The organism is uncultured Cytophaga sp., assembly GCF_937863595.1.
Classification (GTDB): domain Bacteria; phylum Bacteroidota; class Bacteroidia; order Cytophagales; family Cytophagaceae; genus Cytophaga.
Map to the genome: position 1 here is coordinate 1 of NZ_CALMGQ010000078.1, position 19,872 is coordinate 19,872.

Sequence of the window (19,872 nt, forward strand, 5' to 3'; positions counted from 1 at the left end):
CCTTTTGAGTGGTGTTCGATGCCACGAGCATGAAGTAAAAAGCTTGTTTTCGCTCTGCCCCATAATTCCGCAGCAGCTTGTATTTTTTCTTTTTTTATACCCGTAACTTCTTCTGCCCACTCGAGCGTATAGTCTTTTACCGCATCAATGGTATCTTGAAAACCCGAAGTATGATTGTTTATAAAATCGTGATCGAGCATGTCGTGATCTACCAAGTACTTTAACATTGCGCCGTACAAAGCAGAATCTGTACCCGGGCGTACATCTAAATGGATGTCAGACGTACGTGCCAAGGGAATCATGCGCGGATCAATTACAATTAATTTCGCACCTCTATCGCGTGCTTTCCAAATCCAGTGTGTTAGGGTTGGAAACGTTTCACTGATATTTGCACCCGCTACAATAATTACTTCAGCATACTCTAAATCGGCATAGGTATTGGATGCGCGATCCAAACCAAAAGCTTTTTTATTACCTGCACCTGCACTAACCATGCACAAGCGTCCGTTGTAATCTAGGTTCTTTGTTTTAAGTGCTACACGTGCAAACTTGCCAACCAAATAACTTTTTTCATTTGTTAACGAAACACCTGAAAGCATGGACATAGCATCGTTGCCATATGTCGCTTGAATGCGTTTGATCTCTGAAACGGTTTTATCCATCGCTTCGTCCCAAGCAATCGACTCAAATCCTTTCCCTTCCACACGTTTGATGGGAGATAATAACCGATCGGGGTGATTGTTTTGCAAATAACGCTGTACGCCTTTCGGGCACAATCTTCCTTCATTGAATGGAAATTCCATCCAAGGTTCAAAGCCTACTACTTTATTATCCTTTACAGACAATTGAATGCCGCATTGCATGCCGCAAAAACAGCAATGCGTTTTTACAAGCTCGTCTGGTTCGTCTCTTCCCGCATAGCCGTCTTTTGGACTGTAATTTTTATGCGGTCCATATTCCGTAACAATGTTTTCTTCAGAAACAGGTAATTTTGCCATGTGTGTCTTTTTTAAAAATTATCCGAATAAATTTCCACCTTCTTGTCTTGCCTTCAAATGCGCCATTGCCAAACGAGATCGTTTGCCTTCGGGGCTTAAATCCAAATGCGAGGTACCGTCTGGCCGATCAAAATTGAAACCCAATTCTTTGGTCACAATTTTAAGATCGTTGATGTGCAACTTCGTAGCAAAGGCATCTCCCGTATGCTCACATACAGCCATACCAAGCTTCATACCCTGCTTCTTGTAGATGTGGGCGCCAATCTGCGCAGGCCGTTGAATGATGTGAAAGAACTTTCCAAAGGGAACCCAGATTAAAAACATAATAACCGTTACAGCATGCAGCACCGCTAAGAAGTCAAATGCGAAGCCCTTCATAAATTGATAGGAATACGTTAATCCCAAACCTGTAGCAGAGATCGCAATTAATAATATGAGGGGTAATAAATCACCTTCAAATGTTTGCGTGGCAATCAAACCAGGATTGGTAAGTCTGCGTCGTAGATAATACAAGGAACCGAAAATAACTAAATATGAAGACCAGTTTAATGCATGAAAAGTTAATAAGGCAATGATTGAACCCAATTCAAATTCCATCACTTTAAAACCAAAAAAGTGCGCTTCGTATATAGAAATACTGTTGGGTGCCATAGTAAAATGGATCCAACCAAATGTTAATGGAATAGTAATTAAAAAAGCAGACGTACATCCGATGGCAATCATAAAGTGCGCCATCCAACGGTATTTACCTCTTGGATAAATAAATTTTTGGAAGGCAATGTTTTCAATCGTTTCTTTTGAAGCAAACCAAAAATGTGAGAATACTTTTCCGGTAACTAAATAACTTACCCCCCTTTTGAAGTAAATCCAAGTTGGCGGTCTTTGCAACCAAACAGAGTAGCGGTATACAATACCAAAAAAAGCAAACACCGTTCCAAACAAATAGGTGATTAAAGCAGCATCAAAATTTTGTAATTTTCTTGAGCCATAAAACACCATAACAATCATCAATATCGACAAGCCTGTTGCAATCAGTAATGCTTTCCTATTGAATGTTTTATTTTTCATATGTATTCTACTCTTTATTAAAATATAAATATACCCATTCTTTTTTTAATGAACTTCCTTTGATTTTATTATTCAGATCAAACGATTCATACATCCGTAGTTAATCATAGATATGCAATCCCATTTCCTTTCATTTTTTTATTTATTGTAAGGTGCTGTATCCATTATTATTCCCACACCACCCGTTAATATTGACTTGCCAAACTATCAAATCTAATCTATATTATATTCATAAATTAGATTTAGTCTTAATAACTTTAGGTGTTAGAATATAAATTTCATTATTTATACTGAATCTTTTCTACCTAAAATCAGTTACATCTCAATGAGATGCAACAAAACAATGAACTGTTTAGGTGCATCCCAATGAATGTAACGACTCATTTTTTTAATCTTTCCGATCCATATCATGTGCAATTTCTGGAAGTTTTTCAGCAGTAACTTTTACAATTACGCGATGCATCCATATCAAACATCCCAATGATAATACAAAGATAAAGATCCAAGAGCTTGTCCAGAAACCAGTAAATGCAAGCAAATAACCGAACACAATGGGTCCGATAAAACCACCCAAACCACCAATCATACCTACCATACCACCGATCACACCCACTTGCGTTGGGAAATATTCGGGTATGTGTTTATACACGGCTGCGGAGCCTATCCCCCAACAAGAACCCAATAAGATTACCAATACCAGATACACCCACATATTGGCTTCAAAATGTATTTCCGTAATTCCGTTTGCAATCAATTCTTTTTTCTGTACCACTTGATTCTCTGCAACAACGACTTCTTGCCATGTCTTTTTAGAAGGAAAATATTGACTGTGTGGTTCATCGGTATTTTTTTGGCTGATTGGATACACACGTTCGCCAATGACAATTTTAGAGGGCGATACCGCCGTAACAGTACCCGCTTTGCCTGCCATTAATCCATTACCCGAAGTGGTGATGTTCATTTTGGGGAATAGCAGTAAAAAACTTAAGATCACCGAGCTACTTAATACCCAATACATAACTTTACGTGCGCCAAATTTATCCGACAGAAAACCACCAAAGGCACGAATAACACCTGCTGGTAAACTAAAGCACGTTGTAAACAAACCACCTAATATTAAAGTCGTTTGATAAACATTCATAAAGTTTGGCAACAACCATTGAGAAAAAGAAACAAAGGAACCAAACAGTAAGAAATAATACATTCCGAAACGCCATACACGCACTTCTTTAAGGGGTTGCAAAAGCTGCTGGATAGATTTAGGTTTTGCTTCTATTTTTTTTGTTTTTGAGAAGAAAATAAAAATAAGTCCCATACCTAATAATACTGCTCCATAAATTATGGGCAAGGTTTTCCATCCGTTTATGGGATCCGATTCTGAAAAATGTTTCAACATACTGGGTGCAATAAATGGAGTGATGGATGCACCTGCAGTACCCATTCCAAAGATACCCAAAGCGCGACCTTGCCATTCTTTTGGATACCAAAGCGAAGTGTAAGCGACCCCAACTGCAAAACTTGTTCCAACCATCCCAAACATAAAACTCAAAAATGCAAACATCCAGAAATTCGTAGCTAGAGGAAGTAAAAACAAGGGAATAGATGCCAATACCAACAAGGATGAATACACGACTTTGCCACCATATTTATCGGTTAAAATACCCATGGGCAAACGCATCAAGGAACCTGTAAGTACAGGAATACCTAATAGCCAGCCTATTTGGACGACATTCCAATCAAATATTTCTTGATCTACCAAAAACGTAACAAGTACCCCATTTAGGGTCCAACAGCCAAAACAAACTGCAAAAGCGAGTGTGTTTAAAAATAGCATTCTGTGTGATTGCGACAAATTACTCATGAGTGTTAAATTTTAATCTTGGGATAAAGGTAAAATTGAATGTCAGTACAAAACATGATATCAGTCATCCCATCTAAGTATACTTATTCAGTTTTGGCTCAAATTAATTGACTAGCTTAAGAAAAATTAAAAGCCGGTTTAAAAGCAAGCATATTATAGATTTATTGTGTATTTATTCTATACTACAATTTGCATATATATATATACATTTTATATGAATCGCTTTTACACACGAACTGGAAATATTAATGGGTATTACCAATTCCTTCTACAAAATAGTCCATTTTTATATTTGGGTATATCATAACCTAAGCACCAAGCTACACGGTTGTGCCTTTTCTGGCCAACAAACTAGCAAAGTCAAAATATATTTTGAACTATTTTGAATTTAGATTTGGTATTAGAACTTCTTTCCATTTACTGGTTTCCGAAAAATTTTTAATGGTTACGTTTCGCTTCATTAGTAAATTCATCATGTATCTTTTCAAGAATACGAAATCTACTATCTTTCCAAGAAAGCCCAATGGAGATTTATATTCGAAGATATCAATCATCATCGTTCCCTTCTCCTGATTCTTAAAAATGTGTTGATGTCTAAATCTCTTAAAAATACCTTTCTCCATTTCATCCACAAAATAATCGGGACGATCAAACGCAGTAATTTTTGAAGTTAAATATTGATATACACCAAAATGTTTCGCCTTCCAGGTTACGGTTTCGTTTAATTCTATCAAACCAGTCAGCCTTCCAGCAACGGCTTCTTCATGGGTATGCTGGGTAGATATTTTATGTAAGTCTATGCTGCGGGAAAGATCAAAAACGATTTCCTTTTCTGCGTGAATCAGGGTTTGGAGTTCTATGGTGGGCATGGTGGAAATAATAGAATAAACAGAGATATTAATAGTGTTTCAATTTCTATATAAGCCTATCCATTATGCCCTAGATTCTTCAACAATCCGATCCCAATTTTTAAACACATACCTATGTATGCTCTTAAGTCCAATATACATGGGTATGGAAATAAAGAAACGCATCTTAGAAATCACCACAAATTCGGTTTCACGTGTAATCGATGTTGTTGAATCATTTATTGGATTTATAATAAAGGCCTCGATAATACGCGTCACACAAGGACCAAAATAAATATCTGTTTCTTTTAATTCAAAAGATAATTTTCGATTCGGTTCCCATTCTAAAATAGTTTGCTTTATAATGCCTTTATCCGAAACACATTCGCGCATGTTACCAACGCCACCTTCTCCATCTTGCAATCTGCATTCTAGTGGCTTTGGTAAACCAAACAAAAAATTACAAGGGCGTTTTGCATCCATTTTAGAGCCAAATAACAAGGGCCATAGTTCTTCTGGACGTGCATGATAGTGATGGGTAGTTTTTAGTTTCATTTTTATCAAAAATTATGTTCAAATAGATTACGAATGCACATTATTATACAATAGTTATTTCCCCAATGGCATGTATCCCTATATCCACTCCGCTTTTATACCCATGGCATTGAGTCCATCGAGTACCTTATCTTTTGCATAACAAAGTATGGCCGTTTTAATATTTGGAAAATTTTCAACATCATCAATGCATTCAATATCCCAATACGTTTCACAGCCATCACCAAAACGCAATAGATCCATATAAATATCATTTCCACCATCTTGATTAATTTCCGTAACTTCTAAAGCCAGTTTTTTCGGAATTGGTATGTTTCTGAAATATTCCGTTACTTCTTCGATGGGCTCATAACCTTCTTTTTCAATATCAATTTTTCTGTGAGGGTACCACTTCGCAAATTCATACAAATCAAATTTAGGTTCTAATAAGCCTTTGTTATACATCAACTCTTGAATTACTGCCAACTTAAATCCAAAATCAACAAAACGAATTTCTTCATCTTCCAATTCTTTAATAACGTATTTATCTTTTGGAACTACATTCTTTTCAATTTCGTTATTATGTACTTCAAGATTAAATGCTTTTACTTGAATCATTGAAATCTCCTTTCCTTCAAAGTTAAACCAAACACTCATATCATTGAATACAAATGCACCAGAAGTATCCCCTTCAAAAAGCCCGATACGGTTCTTTTTATTTATTTTATAATACGATCTAATTTCTTTATTATCGAGATTAAACGTACCACTAAATTTATTTTTTGGACTGAATGCATAATTCTTAACTTGAAATTCTACACAAAGCGATTCAATATTATTTCCATCTTTAGAATATGCTAGTATTCCCAATTCATCCCAAGTATAAATGGAATTATTCTTCAAAATATTTACTCTATCGGCTTCTACTAATACACTTCTTAACTTTTCTATTTCAATTGGAAAGGTAAAGGAGACATTATTGATTTGAAAATCGGTTGATGATAAATATATCAATAGCATACTTTTAATAAGTCAGATAAATTGTTTTGTTGTATCATCTCCATTTTTCATAAATACATTCTATACATCTCTCACAAACGCTCAGCACACCTGGCTTTAGTTTTAAGCGCAGCGTCACTAGTGTCTGTTTATTTTTGTAGTCTTTGAAAATTTTGTATACAAATATAACTGTCAATCACCACCAATTTAACACCTACTACCCCTTCGTAAAATACTCCGGTATCAATCGCTTCATTTTATCCAACGTCTCTTGTACCGACAATTCACTCATACCGCCTGATGCGTTTGCATGTCCGCCTCCGTTAAAATGTTCCGATGCAAAAACATTTACTGGGTTCTCTTTTCCTTTTGAACGGAAGGATATTTTAATGATGCCATCCCGCTCTGAAAATACAATCGCTGCTTTCATCCCTTTAATCGACAAGGCAAGATTTGCTAAACTATCGGTATCGCCTTTTTTGTAATTGTATTTTTCTAATTCTTCTTTCGTCAAGGGAATAATGGCGATGTGATAGTCTTCTAATATTTCCATCTTTTCACTCATCGCAAAGCCTTGTAAACGCAAACGACTTGCTGTATTGGTATCGTTCAATGCTTCATGAATCAAATGATGTTGCACACCTGCAGCTAATAGTTTCGCAAGTATTTCGTGGGTACGCGGCAATACGGATGAGAACCGAAAGCTTCCGGTGTCTGTTAAAATACCCACATACAAAGGGGTTCCAATTTTTGCATCCAGCAATCCTATATTTCCCGATTGATCAATCAATTCTACAATCAATTGTGCCGTTGAAGATGCGGTAATTTCAGATACTACAATATTTGGAAAGTCTTGCGGATTTAAATGATGATCGATCATAATTTTTTCACACGTTGCTGCTTCCAACAATCCTTGCATATCTGCACCTACGCGATCGACGGCATTGTAATCCAAACAGAAAATTAAATCTGCTTGCTGAAATGCTTCGGTTACTTTTTGTGGTTCGTCGCTCATTAATACGATGCTTGACAGATCTAGAAAGTTTAAAAACTCCGGCGCTCTATCGGGGTGACAAACAACCGCTTTTTTTCCCAACTTTTCGATGAAGTATAATAAGCCTAAAGAGCTGCCAACAGAATCGCCATCGGCAGATTTATGCGCAGTGATAACGATGTTTTGTGCCGATAGTATTGCGGCTTCAATTTGTTTGTAGGTATTCATTGATTTTTTTTTATTCGTTGGTTAAAATATTTGTTATATGATCGAATGGAATAAGAACTATTTTATTCGAGGGTTGTTTTGTTATTGGACTTTCAAATACTTTTCATTTGGATTCGTTTCGCTGCGACCAATATGATTTCCAAAGGGCTTACTTGATTTACGAACGCAGTGCGTTCGTAAATTGTCAATTTTTTCCTCTTGCGGACACAATTGACAAATTACTTCAATATAACATATCGATTCATCCGATAAATATCGCTGTTCTTTGTTGTATTAATTTCGTATACACACTTTTATCTTCTTGCTTCAGAAAAGATTCGTCAATCAATTGCGTTGCATTCGGTAACCATTTAGCAAACTTCGTATAAATAGATCTAATTTGTTTTTCATTGAGTTTTAAAACCACTCCAAACTGGTCAAAATACGATTTGTTAAAATTCTGTTTTTTTCCACCTAGTAATAAAGCAGTATCATCTTTATCTTTCGGCAAAATCATTTTCACATTTAACAGATCATACGCTGGTGTTAACGTCCAGCCTTGCTTAGTAAGCCAAAGCGAGAAATTTTTTTGATGCATATCATTGTTACCAATAACATAATTAAAAACAGCCAATTCAAAAAAACGCAATTTATCTAATAAGGTATTCACAGACAATTCACCAATAGTCTTACCCAGCATTTCCATGGTGCCTTTGTACTTATCTTCCAATTCCAATATTTGTAGGAAGTCTATCATGTGTATTTTTGAGCCGTCTTGCTTGCGATCAATACGTTTGGTAATGTAACACAATTCTCCAGATGCCAATCGAATCAAGCTGCATGGAACCACATCTATTTTAAAGAGTGTAGCTAACTTCATCGATAGATGTTCGTTTTCTGGCATGTTTGCATACAATGGATTTTGTGGTTTTAAAATATAGTTGCCATCCATGGCATCCATAATGGTCAACCGTCCCGTATGCCCTTTTACTAGTTCAGTCCTCAACCAACCCAATGATAATTTTGGTTGCACCCCAGGAACTGTTATAGAGAGCTCTGCAGCTTCTTTGGCGAGCTTTGCCATATCAGACAACTTGTAGGGTAACATAGGGGCATTGGCCGTTCCAAAGAAGGCTTTCGCACAGGCGGCATGATAATCGTTCGCTTCCTCCTGCTCGTTCAGTTCCTGATAGCAATACAAACACTTACGCATCTTCTTTATCCGTTACAGGGTGAATACTTACAGCGCCAATCACATTTTGACAACATGCCAATAACAAACCCATGCGATCGTTTTTGTTTATTTTCCAACTTTCTGCTGCGATATTCAACAACCAACCTTCCGGAATCAAGCCATCAAAAAAAGGAAACAATCGTGTACTTCTATATGGATGCTGTGTAACAGGCATGTTAAAGGTGATAAATTGACTTGGATATTTCTGACAATATTCGTCATCATACACAAACACATATTCGCCTTTGTCTTCTTCTATAATACGGCCAGCCAATTCGTTATTGTACTTAACTATTCCTTGTCGCATCGGTGTTTCTTGTTGGAGCTAATACATGACCAAATAGCATCAATACCTGGTTTACTTTTGCTAAACTCAGATTGTCTTTTCCTTGTTCAATCTTACGAATTACCGTGAGGGCTACCCCTGCTTTATCCGCAAATTCTTCCTGAGTAAGGCCTAATTGCTTGCGTTTGGCTTTTATAAAATCCGCTAAATGATCCATTTTATATGCATTTGAATATAAATATACATAAAAATTATAATTTATATGCTTTTACATATAAAAGTTGATAAATTATTTAAATTATATGTAATTACATATAAAAAATTACTCAATGGTAAAATGGATGCAGGATGCGCTCGATGATAATTGGGAATGTATGAATGGGTAATAGACTTGTTTTTTGAATTGTGTCCGCGGTGCGGACACAATTCAAAAAACAAGAAAAAACACTCTACTGATTACGAAATCAATGATTTCGCAATTCAATTTAAATTTCAATTCTAAGGGTATAGTGATGACACTGATAAGGGTCACTTATTTATTGAAAACCTCTCCACCAAATAATAGTACGCTCCATACCGAAGGTATGACGTATTTAAAATTGGAAAAACTAAGCTCACTTCGGGAGGCCGTTTTCCCATTTTAAAATTTGCTATAAAGATGGGATCTCTACTGGCATCCGTTCGAAGATAGAAAGAGTAGTTGATATTTATAGGTCCGAAAAATTACGATTGAAATTAGCGAAATAATGCATTCTCTGTTTGAATGTTTTTCTAAACGCACGCCCAAAAGCATGACAGGTTGTGATTCTTGTGATTTTATCGATTTATAGGATTATCTACGATCGCCTATGGCTCACAAACCATTTAATAACCACATTTCAAAATTTCAGTCTGTGAGCCACGTACCGTGTATGGAAAAACTAACTATGGCGGGACTTAGAGGCAAATTGACCAACTGATTTTTCCATTCCCCAGCACATTTGCACATTGATACCTCAACCGAAAAGGATGGTTTAAAAATCATGGCATGTTCCATCTAACGCTATATAAAGATCTGCGAAATGTTATTTATACAAACGCTCATTATTCCTTAAACTAATTACTACCAACCATTCAAATGCAAAATGCAACCTTTAACTAAATAGCAACAATTGCCTTACTTAGATTTTATATGTTTGTCAATATACGATCAGCTATTATTTTTGAGTTAACGACTTTTAAGTTGACTGCCAATTTTCAATAGCATATTTTAAACTAAACTTTTTACCCAAATGAAAAACACAATTTTACTATTTTGTAGTATTCTGCTGTATCAACTATCTATGGCACAGCAGGTCAGCATTCCATCAATCATTAAAGGTGTTACAGTGATGGTTGCATTTCAAGGTGCTCCAATGAATGATCCAATTCAGGAAGTGGATGACCTAATGAACAAACAAAATTATACTGGAAACGAACAGATAGGTTCTGTACGTGATTATTTTTACACACAAACCAGTGGAAAAGTTACCATCACTAGTACGGTAGTAAAAGTTACACTATCAAAGAGTTTTGGATATTATGAAACCAATAAATTAAATTATGTAGATGAAGCGATTGATTTAGTAAATCAAAATTATCCGAATGGTTTTCTGAATTTAACTCCAGATCCCGTGGATGGAAAATTACTACATATAAATTTCATATCTAGAGCTACAGGTCGTTCCTCTACTAATGGTGCTAGCGCTGGTAAATTTATAAAGAACAACACAACAAGCCAGATAGAAGTAGGCCAAGGAAACATGACCTTTTTAGGATCTTCATCTTTAAATATAAATACCATTTGCCACGAAATGGGTCATAGTGTAATGGGCTGGACAGATTATTACGCAACCGCTTTTTCAAACTTAGGTAATTATTGTGTAATGGCTTCAGCCGGCACTAATAATGCTCCAATGCCTATCAATCCTGCTTTGCGTATGCAGCGTCATTGGATTGACAATGTAATTTCTGTTTCAGGAACAACTACACAAACCTATACACTGACTGCAAACAGCTACACGACAATTCACAAATACACCAATCCAAACAATCCAAAAGAATATTTACTATTTAACGCTTACAAAATTGATGGTTATTACCAATCTATTATGGGTACTAATACGCCAGAAGGTTTGGCTATTTGGTATGTAGACGAAGAAACCGGTTATGACGCTCCTTTAAATCCCAATGATGACAACCAGTATTTTATCCGTCTGGTGCAAGCAGATAACAAAGATGAAATGCATGATGAATTTTTAGTTCCTTCAGATGTAAGAGGAGACTTTGAGGACCTTTATGGTTCTGTAAATAAATCCTTCCCCAATGGTACACCTTTCCGTTGGAAAGACGGTGGTGAGTTTGGAATTAATATAAACAACATTTCTAGTCCAGGTGCAACCATGCAGTTTACTGTAACTGCAAGACCCAATACAATTGTAGCTTCATCGGACATCAATGGAAACATTTCTCCAAAGGGAACATTAAGTGTGGCTAATGGACAAAGTAAAACATTTAATTTCACACCTAATCTTGGCTATGAAATTGATCAGGTAAAAGTAAATGGTTTTGTGGTAGCAACGGCAAATCCTTTTGTATTATCAGGAATCTCAGGTACAAAAACGGTGTCCGTTACGTTCAAAAGAAAAGCAACTCAAGCGGCACTGCCAACACCTTGGCAAAAAGCTGCAATTGGTAGCGTAAACAGTTCGGATTTTGTAGCAAACACGGGCAATGCGTATTACTTGGAAACCTATTCCGATGCAGTGGGCAATGGTGCCGACAATTTCACGTATTTGTATCAGCCTATCAATGGCGATGGCACATTCATTGTGCATTTAGCCAACTACAATACCGTTCAAAATCAAAGAGTAGGTCTTATGATTCGCGAATCATTGGAGCCCAATGCTACTTTTGCAGCGATTACAAAAACAAATATGAATGGTGCAATTACCATACAAAGATCTTCTGCAGGTGCCGGAACGATAGAAAACCCAAATAAACTTAATGACCTGCATCTGTATGAATTACATAACTGGTTAAAGATCGAAAGAACTGGAGATCAAATTAAGAGCTATGTATCAAGAGATGGATCAAATTGGGTAAAGATTGAAAATCAAACTATCTCGATGTCTTCAAAGGCATATGTTGGTTTTTTTGCAAAAGGAAACGGATACACTACTTATCCTACAAAGGTATTATTTGATAACATTACTATCACATCAACGCCATTCCCAACCGTCAGTATTACATCGCCAACAACTGGTACCTCATATACTAGCAATTCGGTAACGATCACTGCTATCGCTGCTCCATCTGTAGCAACGGGTTCAATTACTAAAGTAGACTTCTACGACAATACTACGTTGATAGGAAGCGATAACACTGCGCCATACAGTTTTGTATGGAATAATGTAAGCGGTGGAATACACGCAATTGTTGCTAAAACTACAGATAATACAGGCAAAGTAGCTGTTTCATCTAAGGTAATAACTACAACACCATGTAATTCGGCAGGAACCAAAATTACGGGTACTGTAATAGGTACAATGGGTTCTTGGAACAATTCAGGAAACACACGCGACAAAGCATTTGATGGAGATGTGAATACCTTTTTTGATGCAAATGAAAGCGTGGCCTGGACTGGTTTGAGCCTTAGCAATTACTACAACGTTACAAACATACGCTATGTGCCTAGACAAGATTTAGCAAGCCGTATGGTTGGTGGAAAATTCCAAGGTAGTACTTCAGAAGATTTCAGCACCTATACAGATTTAGCAACAGTAGTTGCAGCACCCACATCTGGTTGGAACTGTTTTGATGTTTCTAGCACAGTTGCTTTTAAATACATACGCTACATAGGCCCAGAAGGCGCAGTAGGTAATGTAGCCGAAATTGAATTTTACGGAACAATACAAACTATAAATATCGCTCCTACAGTAACGCTTACGAATCCAGTTTCGGGTTCTAACTATGCTGCACCGGCCAACATTACATTAACAGCTACTGCTGCAGATACAGATGGTACAATTGCACGTGTAGATTTCTATAGAGGTTCTACATTACTAGGTAGCGACAATACAGCACCTTACTCATTCGTTGTAAATGGAATAACTGCTAGCGTGAATACCTTCACTGCGGTTGCATTTGATGATAAAGGAGCTTCCGCAGTACATACTGTAAATAATGTTGCAATACTTGCAAATGCAGCTCCTACGGTAAGCCTTACAAGTCCAGTATCAAACTCAAACTTTACAGCTCCGGCTACTATATCTTTAAGTGCAACGGCATCTGATGCGAATGGGTCAATATGGAAAGTAGAGTTCTATAATGGTTCAACACTTATTGGTACCGACTATAATGCACCTTACGAATATACTTTATTTAGTCTTTCTGCAGGTACATATTCAATAATAGCAATAGCTTTTGACGATGCTGGATTAGCTTCGCAGCCATCCATATCACAAGTAAATGTAATTGCAAACCCTGCGCCTACTATAACCATTACTTCCCCAACTGCAAGTGCTGCATTCATTGCACCTGCCACCATCAATATCACTGCCGATGCAGCCGATGCAAATGGAACGGTATCAAAAGTAGAGTTCTTTAGTGGCAGCACATTGATTGGTACAGATTTTACTGCGCCATATAGCTATACATGGTCAAATGTAGGTGTTGGTAATTATAGCATTACTGCAAAAGCAACGGATAATGCAGGTGCATATACATACAGCACAATAATGGGTGTTCCTGTTACGGCATCTACTGCTACAATCACTGGGCCTGCTTGCGCAAACAACAACACTACGATTACGTATGAACTCTCTGCTGCAAAAAGAGCAAATGCAACAAGTTACGGTTGGTACTTCACTGGTTCAACACAGTCGTTCATACCATCAGGGTATCACACAACATTGAATACAGGAAACTACTACAACACTGGACAACTATGCGTAGGTGTTAGCTATTCTAATGCTCCTTATACTACCTATTGCATCACAATACCAAAATGCAATAGTGCTAGAGAAGGCAACACAGAAGAATGGTCTGAGGTATTTGTTGAAACGAAGTCGATTGTTTACCCAAATCCATTTACCGGAGAAACAACCATTCATTTAGCAAACAATGCGCAAATGGCTACAATACACGTATACAATGCACAAGGTATATTGGTAGAAGCGACGACTGCTAGTGGTACCTATACATTTGGTCAGAATGTAGCATCTGGTATGTATGTTGTAAAAATCAATATCGATAACAAGATTGAAACCTTGAAATTGGTGAAGGAATAAAAATTTCGAATATATTTTTGATTTTTTTGGGGGGACTTCATCGAAAGATGAAGCTCCCTTTTTTTTATACGAATATATATATTCATATCATTTCATTCTGTTAAAGCCTTACCAACTGCATTGTTGATATTTTACCCTATACTCAACAGATGTGACCACATTAAGATTATAATGTATTAATTCCTTTTCTTGTGCTTACCCACAATTGGAGCATCTCAAGTGGTTATTCGAAAATCCCGAACAAGCACTTAAGCGTTCAAATCACTATAATTTGAATTATTCCTGATGCAGCATTTTACTTTTTGCGATCTCCACAGCCTTATGTAATTTTTCTTGCAATAGCTTTTGCGAAGGCAAAGCCGTTAAATAATCTGCAACGCGTATATTACTTTTATCCAATTGCATCAGCTCCACATGTTCTTCCTTTTTTCCTGTACAAAGAATCAAACCAATGGGTGTATTTTCGCCTTCAATTTGCTCGTGCTTTTCCAAATAACGTAGATACAATTCCATTTGTCCTTTATAGCCCGCTTCAAACTCGCCTAATTTCAAGTCTATAACCACCAAACACTTTAGCCTACGGTGATAAAAAAGCAAGTCGATATAGTAATCGCGATTATCTATCGTAATGCGTTTTTGACGCGCCATAAAAGCGAAATCGCTGCCCATTTCAATAATGAAACGTTGCAACTCTGCAACAATACTTGTTTCTAAATCTTTTTCGGAATAGCTATCACTCAATCCTAAAAAATCAAGCACATACGGATCTCTAAAAATCAAATCCGGATTTAGCTGCTGTTGGTTTTTGAGTAGGCCTAACTCGTTTTGGATGGTTATTTCTGGCTTTTTACTTATAGCAGTCCGTTCGTAAAGCATTGATTGTATGCGTTCTTGCAATTGACGAGAAGACCATTTTTCTAATTTGCACATTTCAATATAAAAGTCTCGTTTTAAGGGATCTTCCATATAAAGTACTGTTTTTATATGCGTCCAACTCAATTGTCTCCGCAGTGCGGAGACAATTGGATCATTGGGAAATACCATATTAAACTGCATACAATGCCTCAATTGTTTTTCACTCCACCCTTTACCGTATTCGGCTTCTAATGATGCCGAGAGTGATGGCACAATTTGTTTACCATATTCTGCCCGATTATTTTTTAACACGTCCTCATTGATGTATTGTCCTACTTTCCAATAAAGTGCCGTCATGCTCGCATTAACCGCTACAGCAACCTCCTGCTTGCTCTGCTCTATGAGTTCTTTAATGGAAACAAGTAGTTTTTTAGGCTGAATTTCTTTGTTCATGTTAATGTTGTTTGACCAGTAGCTAATTATAATTTAAAATATAAAAGTCCTTTTTATCCCGATTATCAATACATAAAAGTGTTCAATTATGCGTCCAGTTCAATTAGTGAGGAAGCTCCTCACTAATTGAAAAAACAGTATAAAACTGTGGCATCCGCTTCAGATTAGGCAGGCTAAAGCCTTTACCATGAGCCAATGATACATCTTTGCATACGTTCTCTAACAAACCTTTGCTATAGACCGCTTTTTGACTGCTACCTTACTCAAACGCTACAAAGTATTGCCCAATATGCCAATAGATATGTACAATCTCTGTGTTAACATAAAAAGCGATTGTTGCCCTACCTTGCTCCTAGCGAAGAGCAATTCGCTGCAACAGTATTTGGTAATCGGTATCTTGGGATTTTATTTTCTCCATATTGTTTGAACACCTTTTATATTACTGTAATAGGAACAAGTAGACTATATTCGGATTACATTTTTTTAAATCTGGCTTCTGTATGCCGCGACAAATACAAAATCCGAAGAGCTGGGTAAAACAATACTATTAACATCAAACAGTATGTATCGCTTGTCCGAAAAGGCACAAGCGATTCAACGGGCGTTGTTACTGACCAGTATGAATAGATTTCATTCTTCATCTTCTTCATATTCGTTGGAATCGTCTTTTGACACCCTCGGTACTTGTTCATATTTCACCAGCCTATCGAAGTCTTTGTCGTACACTAAAACATTATCTGCATAATTAACTTGTTTTAAAACGATGCCATCAAAATCCGCATATTCTAACGTATCTGAGTTTTTGTAAAATGGAATAGAGGTCGTTTCGTCACTTCCATTCGTTACCAAATGATCCATTAAAACCTTAGTATAGAATTTTTCACTGTAAACGATATAGTAAACTTTATTTTTTTCGTACGGGACATCTCGTGTTGCAAATGCCAATAGCATATAATTATCTTCTAGTTTGTTTGTAGTTTGTTTAAAGAGAATTACCATTTCTTTGTTGTCTGCTCCAGTTAAATTTCCCGACCACATTAAACCATTCCTATAATGGATTCCGCTAAGACTATATCGATAATCTTTACCTTCTTCTGATTGATAAAACTCTAACACTTTTTCTTTGATGCCATATGGCAATCTGTCCATTCGCCTATTATCCTCAGTGTTTATAAAATAGTCACCATATTTAGCCAAAAATGCTTTGCTTGTAATCAAATATTCTTCTGATTGATCTGGGGATATATATGTAGGATATTCTACTTTACCTTCTTCGGCAAGGATTGTATATTTTCGCAAATTATCGTAGGCAGGATTACTAGTGGGGTCTGATAATCCTTTTTTTGCCGCTCCTTTTTCATAACAATAATAATAATTATACATTTGTTTGTCAAATTTTATCGTATCTGAACAGTTCGTGCACTGCAAACCTTCTCCAAATTCCAAAAAAATAAGTTTGTCAGGAAGACTATCATAAATTTCCTTTGCAGAATTATCAAGCAATTTCCCTTTTGCTAAATATGCGTTTTCTTCATCTCCAACATAACAATAATTTGAAGGTAAATTTGATTCCTCGTAAGCTTCATCGGAGCCATTGTTTTCTTCCCCACCATGATTTGAAACGTTAGTCATAGACCAAATTTCGGAAAGTTCTGAGCTGAAAGAATAAATTAAAAATGCTGAAACTAAGAGTACTCCCAAAGTCACAGCCACTACCTTTGTTGCCTTTTTCATTGATCTACTTTTTTTATCGTTCTTTATTTACTTGTTACTGTATTCTACTACTATTTATCTGTTGTTGGCATTCCCACCTGTTTTCCTACACACTTCTCAAGCCCTTGTTGCGCATCCACTAAAGCGGAGGCCAACGTATAAATACTGTACGATGGCAGTTTATTCCATTAAAAAAATCATTCTCTTTAATAAGGCAATAAACCATTCACCTAATACATCTAATTTTCCTAGAATACAGAACTCGCATATATGTATTCCTTGGTTAAAAGAATAAGGCTTTATGTGATTTATAGTGAGCAATCAAATTTTATTTTTCTGGATCTTTTCAAATGAGTTATGACTCCGGTAGAAATCACATTCCGAAGCCGCTGATATAGTAAAATGAAAATAAATAATGCACCCGCAATTACGCAGGAATTCTTCCTGAACCGATTATATGTATGCATATTCCTACAGAATTGCGCGCATAAGTTAGTACGTATTTATATACTATTAATATTCTACCCCTATTGGGTTCGGTGCTTAACGAATGATTGTATAAATTTTTTAGACCCGGCTTAAGTGATAAAAAACAAATTAGTATTGATGCAATTTATCGCTACCCACTATACATCATATTGAGCCAAGAATAATATCTATATTCTTTATGGATAATACGTATAACCAATCTTTATTTCAAATGTTTCATTATTATTAATAATGCTAATTGCATTCACTAATCCTTTTTCATTTAATTTGAAAGTTCCCCATAATTGATAATCATCAATTTGTCCTTCTGATTCTGATTTTGAAAAATACATTTCAAACGTTTTATCATCTTTCTTTTCAATTTTAGATTTTTCAAACTGCAAAATTTCTCCATCCTGAAAAGAAGTATATTTGTAAATAAATGGAAATTTATCTATTTGACTAAAACATTCCTTATCCGAAACAAAATTATTACTAAATGTAATTTTACAATTATTTTCATATTTGTCTTCAAAACACCAATTGTTATAAGCTTCACTTTTTAAGATATAATGTTTTTGTAATAACATGTTATCTACAAGAGTAAATACTGTTGTTTCATTTTCATTCCTATTACTTTCTACTTGTATCATTTTTTCATTATCGTATGTAAAAAGAATGATTTCACCTTCTTCATCAATACTTTTAGTGAGCATTCCATTCTCATATATAAATTGTATCGATGAAGATTCATCACCATCGCGTGAATAAATTTTCAATAAAATTGGTTGCCCTTTTTCATTCAATGATACTTTTTTGATAAAAACCTTAGAACCGTTTTTGTCAAAATAAGTTTCTATATTTTTTAATTTTACATTTTTTGGATCGAACAGATTAGCGTATTTTTCTATATTGTTATCAAAAGAGGTATTTGAAATAGTACTAAGAAACGCATTCATAACAATTTTAGATTTTTCGGTAACATTGTTTTTATTTTGCAACAAAGCTACTTCCGATTTCCATCTGCGTGTGTTAATAACATAGGATGATTCTTTTTTAACACCCATTTGTTCTGCAACAAATTCTGTAGATTGGTGTGTACCTTGTTTCACTATTACATTATCTTCCATTTTGCCACTCCAATAAGCAAAAGATTGATTTAATTCTCCATCTGCTCGAAAATTAATTTTTTGGTTATTGGCAAAATAAATATCTGTATTACTTGTAATAAATTGAATTTCAAATGCGTCATTCCCAAAATTATTAATGAGTTCTTTTTCTTCTTTTTCTTGATTATTGGTTTTACTTCCATCTAACATTGAATATTGATTTTCTATATCCACAATAAATACATATGTTTTACCTGCAGTTATGTTTAAAGTAGTCAATGAGGAAAAATCTCTTTCTATTATCATCGTTTCAATTTCATCTTCTTCGATTTCGTTGTTTGATGGAGTACTTTGTGCAAGTGAATTGTTTGTAATTCCAATGATAAAAATCGCAAACATAATAATTAATTTAATGTTTTGTTTCATTTCCAATTTTGATGGTTAGATGATTATTGAATGTAGAATAAATTTTACTTTTAATGAAAATTTAAAAGTATGATTATCGTAAACCTTAATCAAGATTTAATAATTATAAAAATTATGAAACAATTTAATATAGTAAAATGGATTTATCGGTTAACAAATGTTAAAAAAAATACAGCTAGAATAAATATTTAAATTACTATTTATAAGCAATATAATTTCTTACTCTAATCGCCAAATGAAAAGTCTTTGTTCATTCACTTGGAGTTGGCGAATAATTTCAATAGGTACAACAAGCCATTATTCGGATTACAAGTCCTCCTTATCTGGTATGCACAATCTCTGTATTAACATAGGCAGCAATTCTTGCCCTACCTTGCTCGTAGCGAAGTGCTATTTCCTGCAACAGGCTTTGATAATCGGAAGTTTGATTTTGTTTTGCCGTCTATCTAATTAAACGATTTTTTCGTGTTTTGTTTCTGCTGGTGCAAACCGACTAATTTCCTATCCATG

14 protein-coding genes are annotated in these 19,872 nt (G+C 35.6%); 1 reads left to right on the forward strand and 13 read right to left on the reverse strand.

Features of this window, described 5'->3' with window-relative positions; translation table 11 throughout:
- The 10 genes from Q0543_RS06985 to Q0543_RS07030 form a co-directional block, all read right to left on the reverse strand.
- Positions 1-998: molybdopterin-dependent oxidoreductase (locus Q0543_RS06985; protein ID WP_299250741.1), on the reverse strand; the 998-nt coding region annotated here is incomplete at its 3' end.
- A gap of 18 nt (positions 999-1,016) precedes the next feature.
- Positions 1,017-2,066: an MFS transporter gene (locus Q0543_RS06990; RefSeq protein WP_299250743.1), complete on the reverse strand. Its 1,050-nt coding sequence runs from the start codon at positions 2,064-2,066 to the stop codon at positions 1,017-1,019.
- A 388-nt stretch (positions 2,067-2,454) separates the two neighbouring features.
- Positions 2,455-3,927 carry an MFS transporter gene (locus Q0543_RS06995; RefSeq protein WP_299250745.1) on the reverse strand — a complete coding sequence of 491 codons (1,473 nt, stop codon included), beginning with the start codon at positions 3,925-3,927 and terminating at the stop codon, positions 2,455-2,457.
- A 377-nt stretch (positions 3,928-4,304) separates the two neighbouring features.
- Positions 4,305-4,796 carry an SRPBCC family protein gene (locus Q0543_RS07000; protein WP_299250747.1) on the reverse strand — a complete coding sequence of 164 codons (492 nt, stop codon included), beginning with the start codon at positions 4,794-4,796 and terminating at the stop codon, positions 4,305-4,307.
- Positions 4,797-4,859: 63 nt separating this feature from the next.
- Positions 4,860-5,330, reverse strand: coding sequence for a hypothetical protein (locus Q0543_RS07005; RefSeq protein ID WP_299250748.1), 471 nt, complete (start codon positions 5,328-5,330; stop codon positions 4,860-4,862).
- A gap of 78 nt (positions 5,331-5,408) precedes the next feature.
- Positions 5,409-6,329: a hypothetical protein gene (locus tag Q0543_RS07010; protein ID WP_299250750.1), complete on the reverse strand. Its 921-nt coding sequence runs from the start codon at positions 6,327-6,329 to the stop codon at positions 5,409-5,411.
- A gap of 196 nt (positions 6,330-6,525) precedes the next feature.
- Positions 6,526-7,530, reverse strand: a complete 1,005-nt coding sequence (locus tag Q0543_RS07015) for a bifunctional oligoribonuclease/PAP phosphatase NrnA (protein WP_299250752.1) — start codon at positions 7,528-7,530, stop codon at positions 6,526-6,528.
- Between the two features lie 241 nt (positions 7,531-7,771).
- A complete protein-coding gene (locus Q0543_RS07020) occupies positions 7,772-8,722 on the reverse strand; it encodes a HipA domain-containing protein (RefSeq protein ID WP_299250754.1) in 951 nt (316 codons plus the stop codon).
- Complete coding sequence (locus tag Q0543_RS07025) at positions 8,715-9,050, reverse strand: HipA N-terminal domain-containing protein (RefSeq protein WP_299250756.1); 336 nt, start codon at positions 9,048-9,050, stop codon at positions 8,715-8,717. The genes Q0543_RS07020 and Q0543_RS07025 overlap by 8 nt, the downstream gene beginning before the upstream one ends.
- On the reverse strand, positions 9,031-9,246 hold the full coding sequence (locus Q0543_RS07030) for a helix-turn-helix transcriptional regulator (protein WP_299250757.1): 216 nt from the start codon (positions 9,244-9,246) through the stop codon (positions 9,031-9,033). The genes Q0543_RS07025 and Q0543_RS07030 overlap by 20 nt, the downstream gene beginning before the upstream one ends.
- Before the next feature lie 1,054 nt (positions 9,247-10,300).
- Here Q0543_RS07030 and Q0543_RS07035 point away from each other — a divergent pair.
- On the forward strand, positions 10,301-14,338 hold the full coding sequence (locus tag Q0543_RS07035; RefSeq protein WP_299250759.1) for an Ig-like domain-containing protein: 4,038 nt from the start codon (positions 10,301-10,303) through the stop codon (positions 14,336-14,338).
- A gap of 276 nt (positions 14,339-14,614) precedes the next feature.
- On the opposite strand, the gene Q0543_RS07040 is transcribed toward Q0543_RS07035, so the two are convergent.
- The 3 genes from Q0543_RS07040 to Q0543_RS07050 all read right to left on the reverse strand — a co-directional run bounded on the left by Q0543_RS07040 (position 14,615) and on the right by Q0543_RS07050 (position 19,335).
- Positions 14,615-15,646: a PDDEXK nuclease domain-containing protein gene (locus Q0543_RS07040; protein WP_299250761.1), complete on the reverse strand. Its 1,032-nt coding sequence runs from the start codon at positions 15,644-15,646 to the stop codon at positions 14,615-14,617.
- 630 nt (positions 15,647-16,276) lie between these two features.
- Positions 16,277-17,380, reverse strand: a complete 1,104-nt coding sequence (locus Q0543_RS07045) for a hypothetical protein (protein WP_299250763.1) — start codon at positions 17,378-17,380, stop codon at positions 16,277-16,279.
- 644 nt (positions 17,381-18,024) lie between these two features.
- Positions 18,025-19,335: a hypothetical protein gene (locus tag Q0543_RS07050; RefSeq protein WP_299250765.1), complete on the reverse strand. Its 1,311-nt coding sequence runs from the start codon at positions 19,333-19,335 to the stop codon at positions 18,025-18,027.
- Positions 19,336-19,872: the final 537 nt, after the last annotated feature.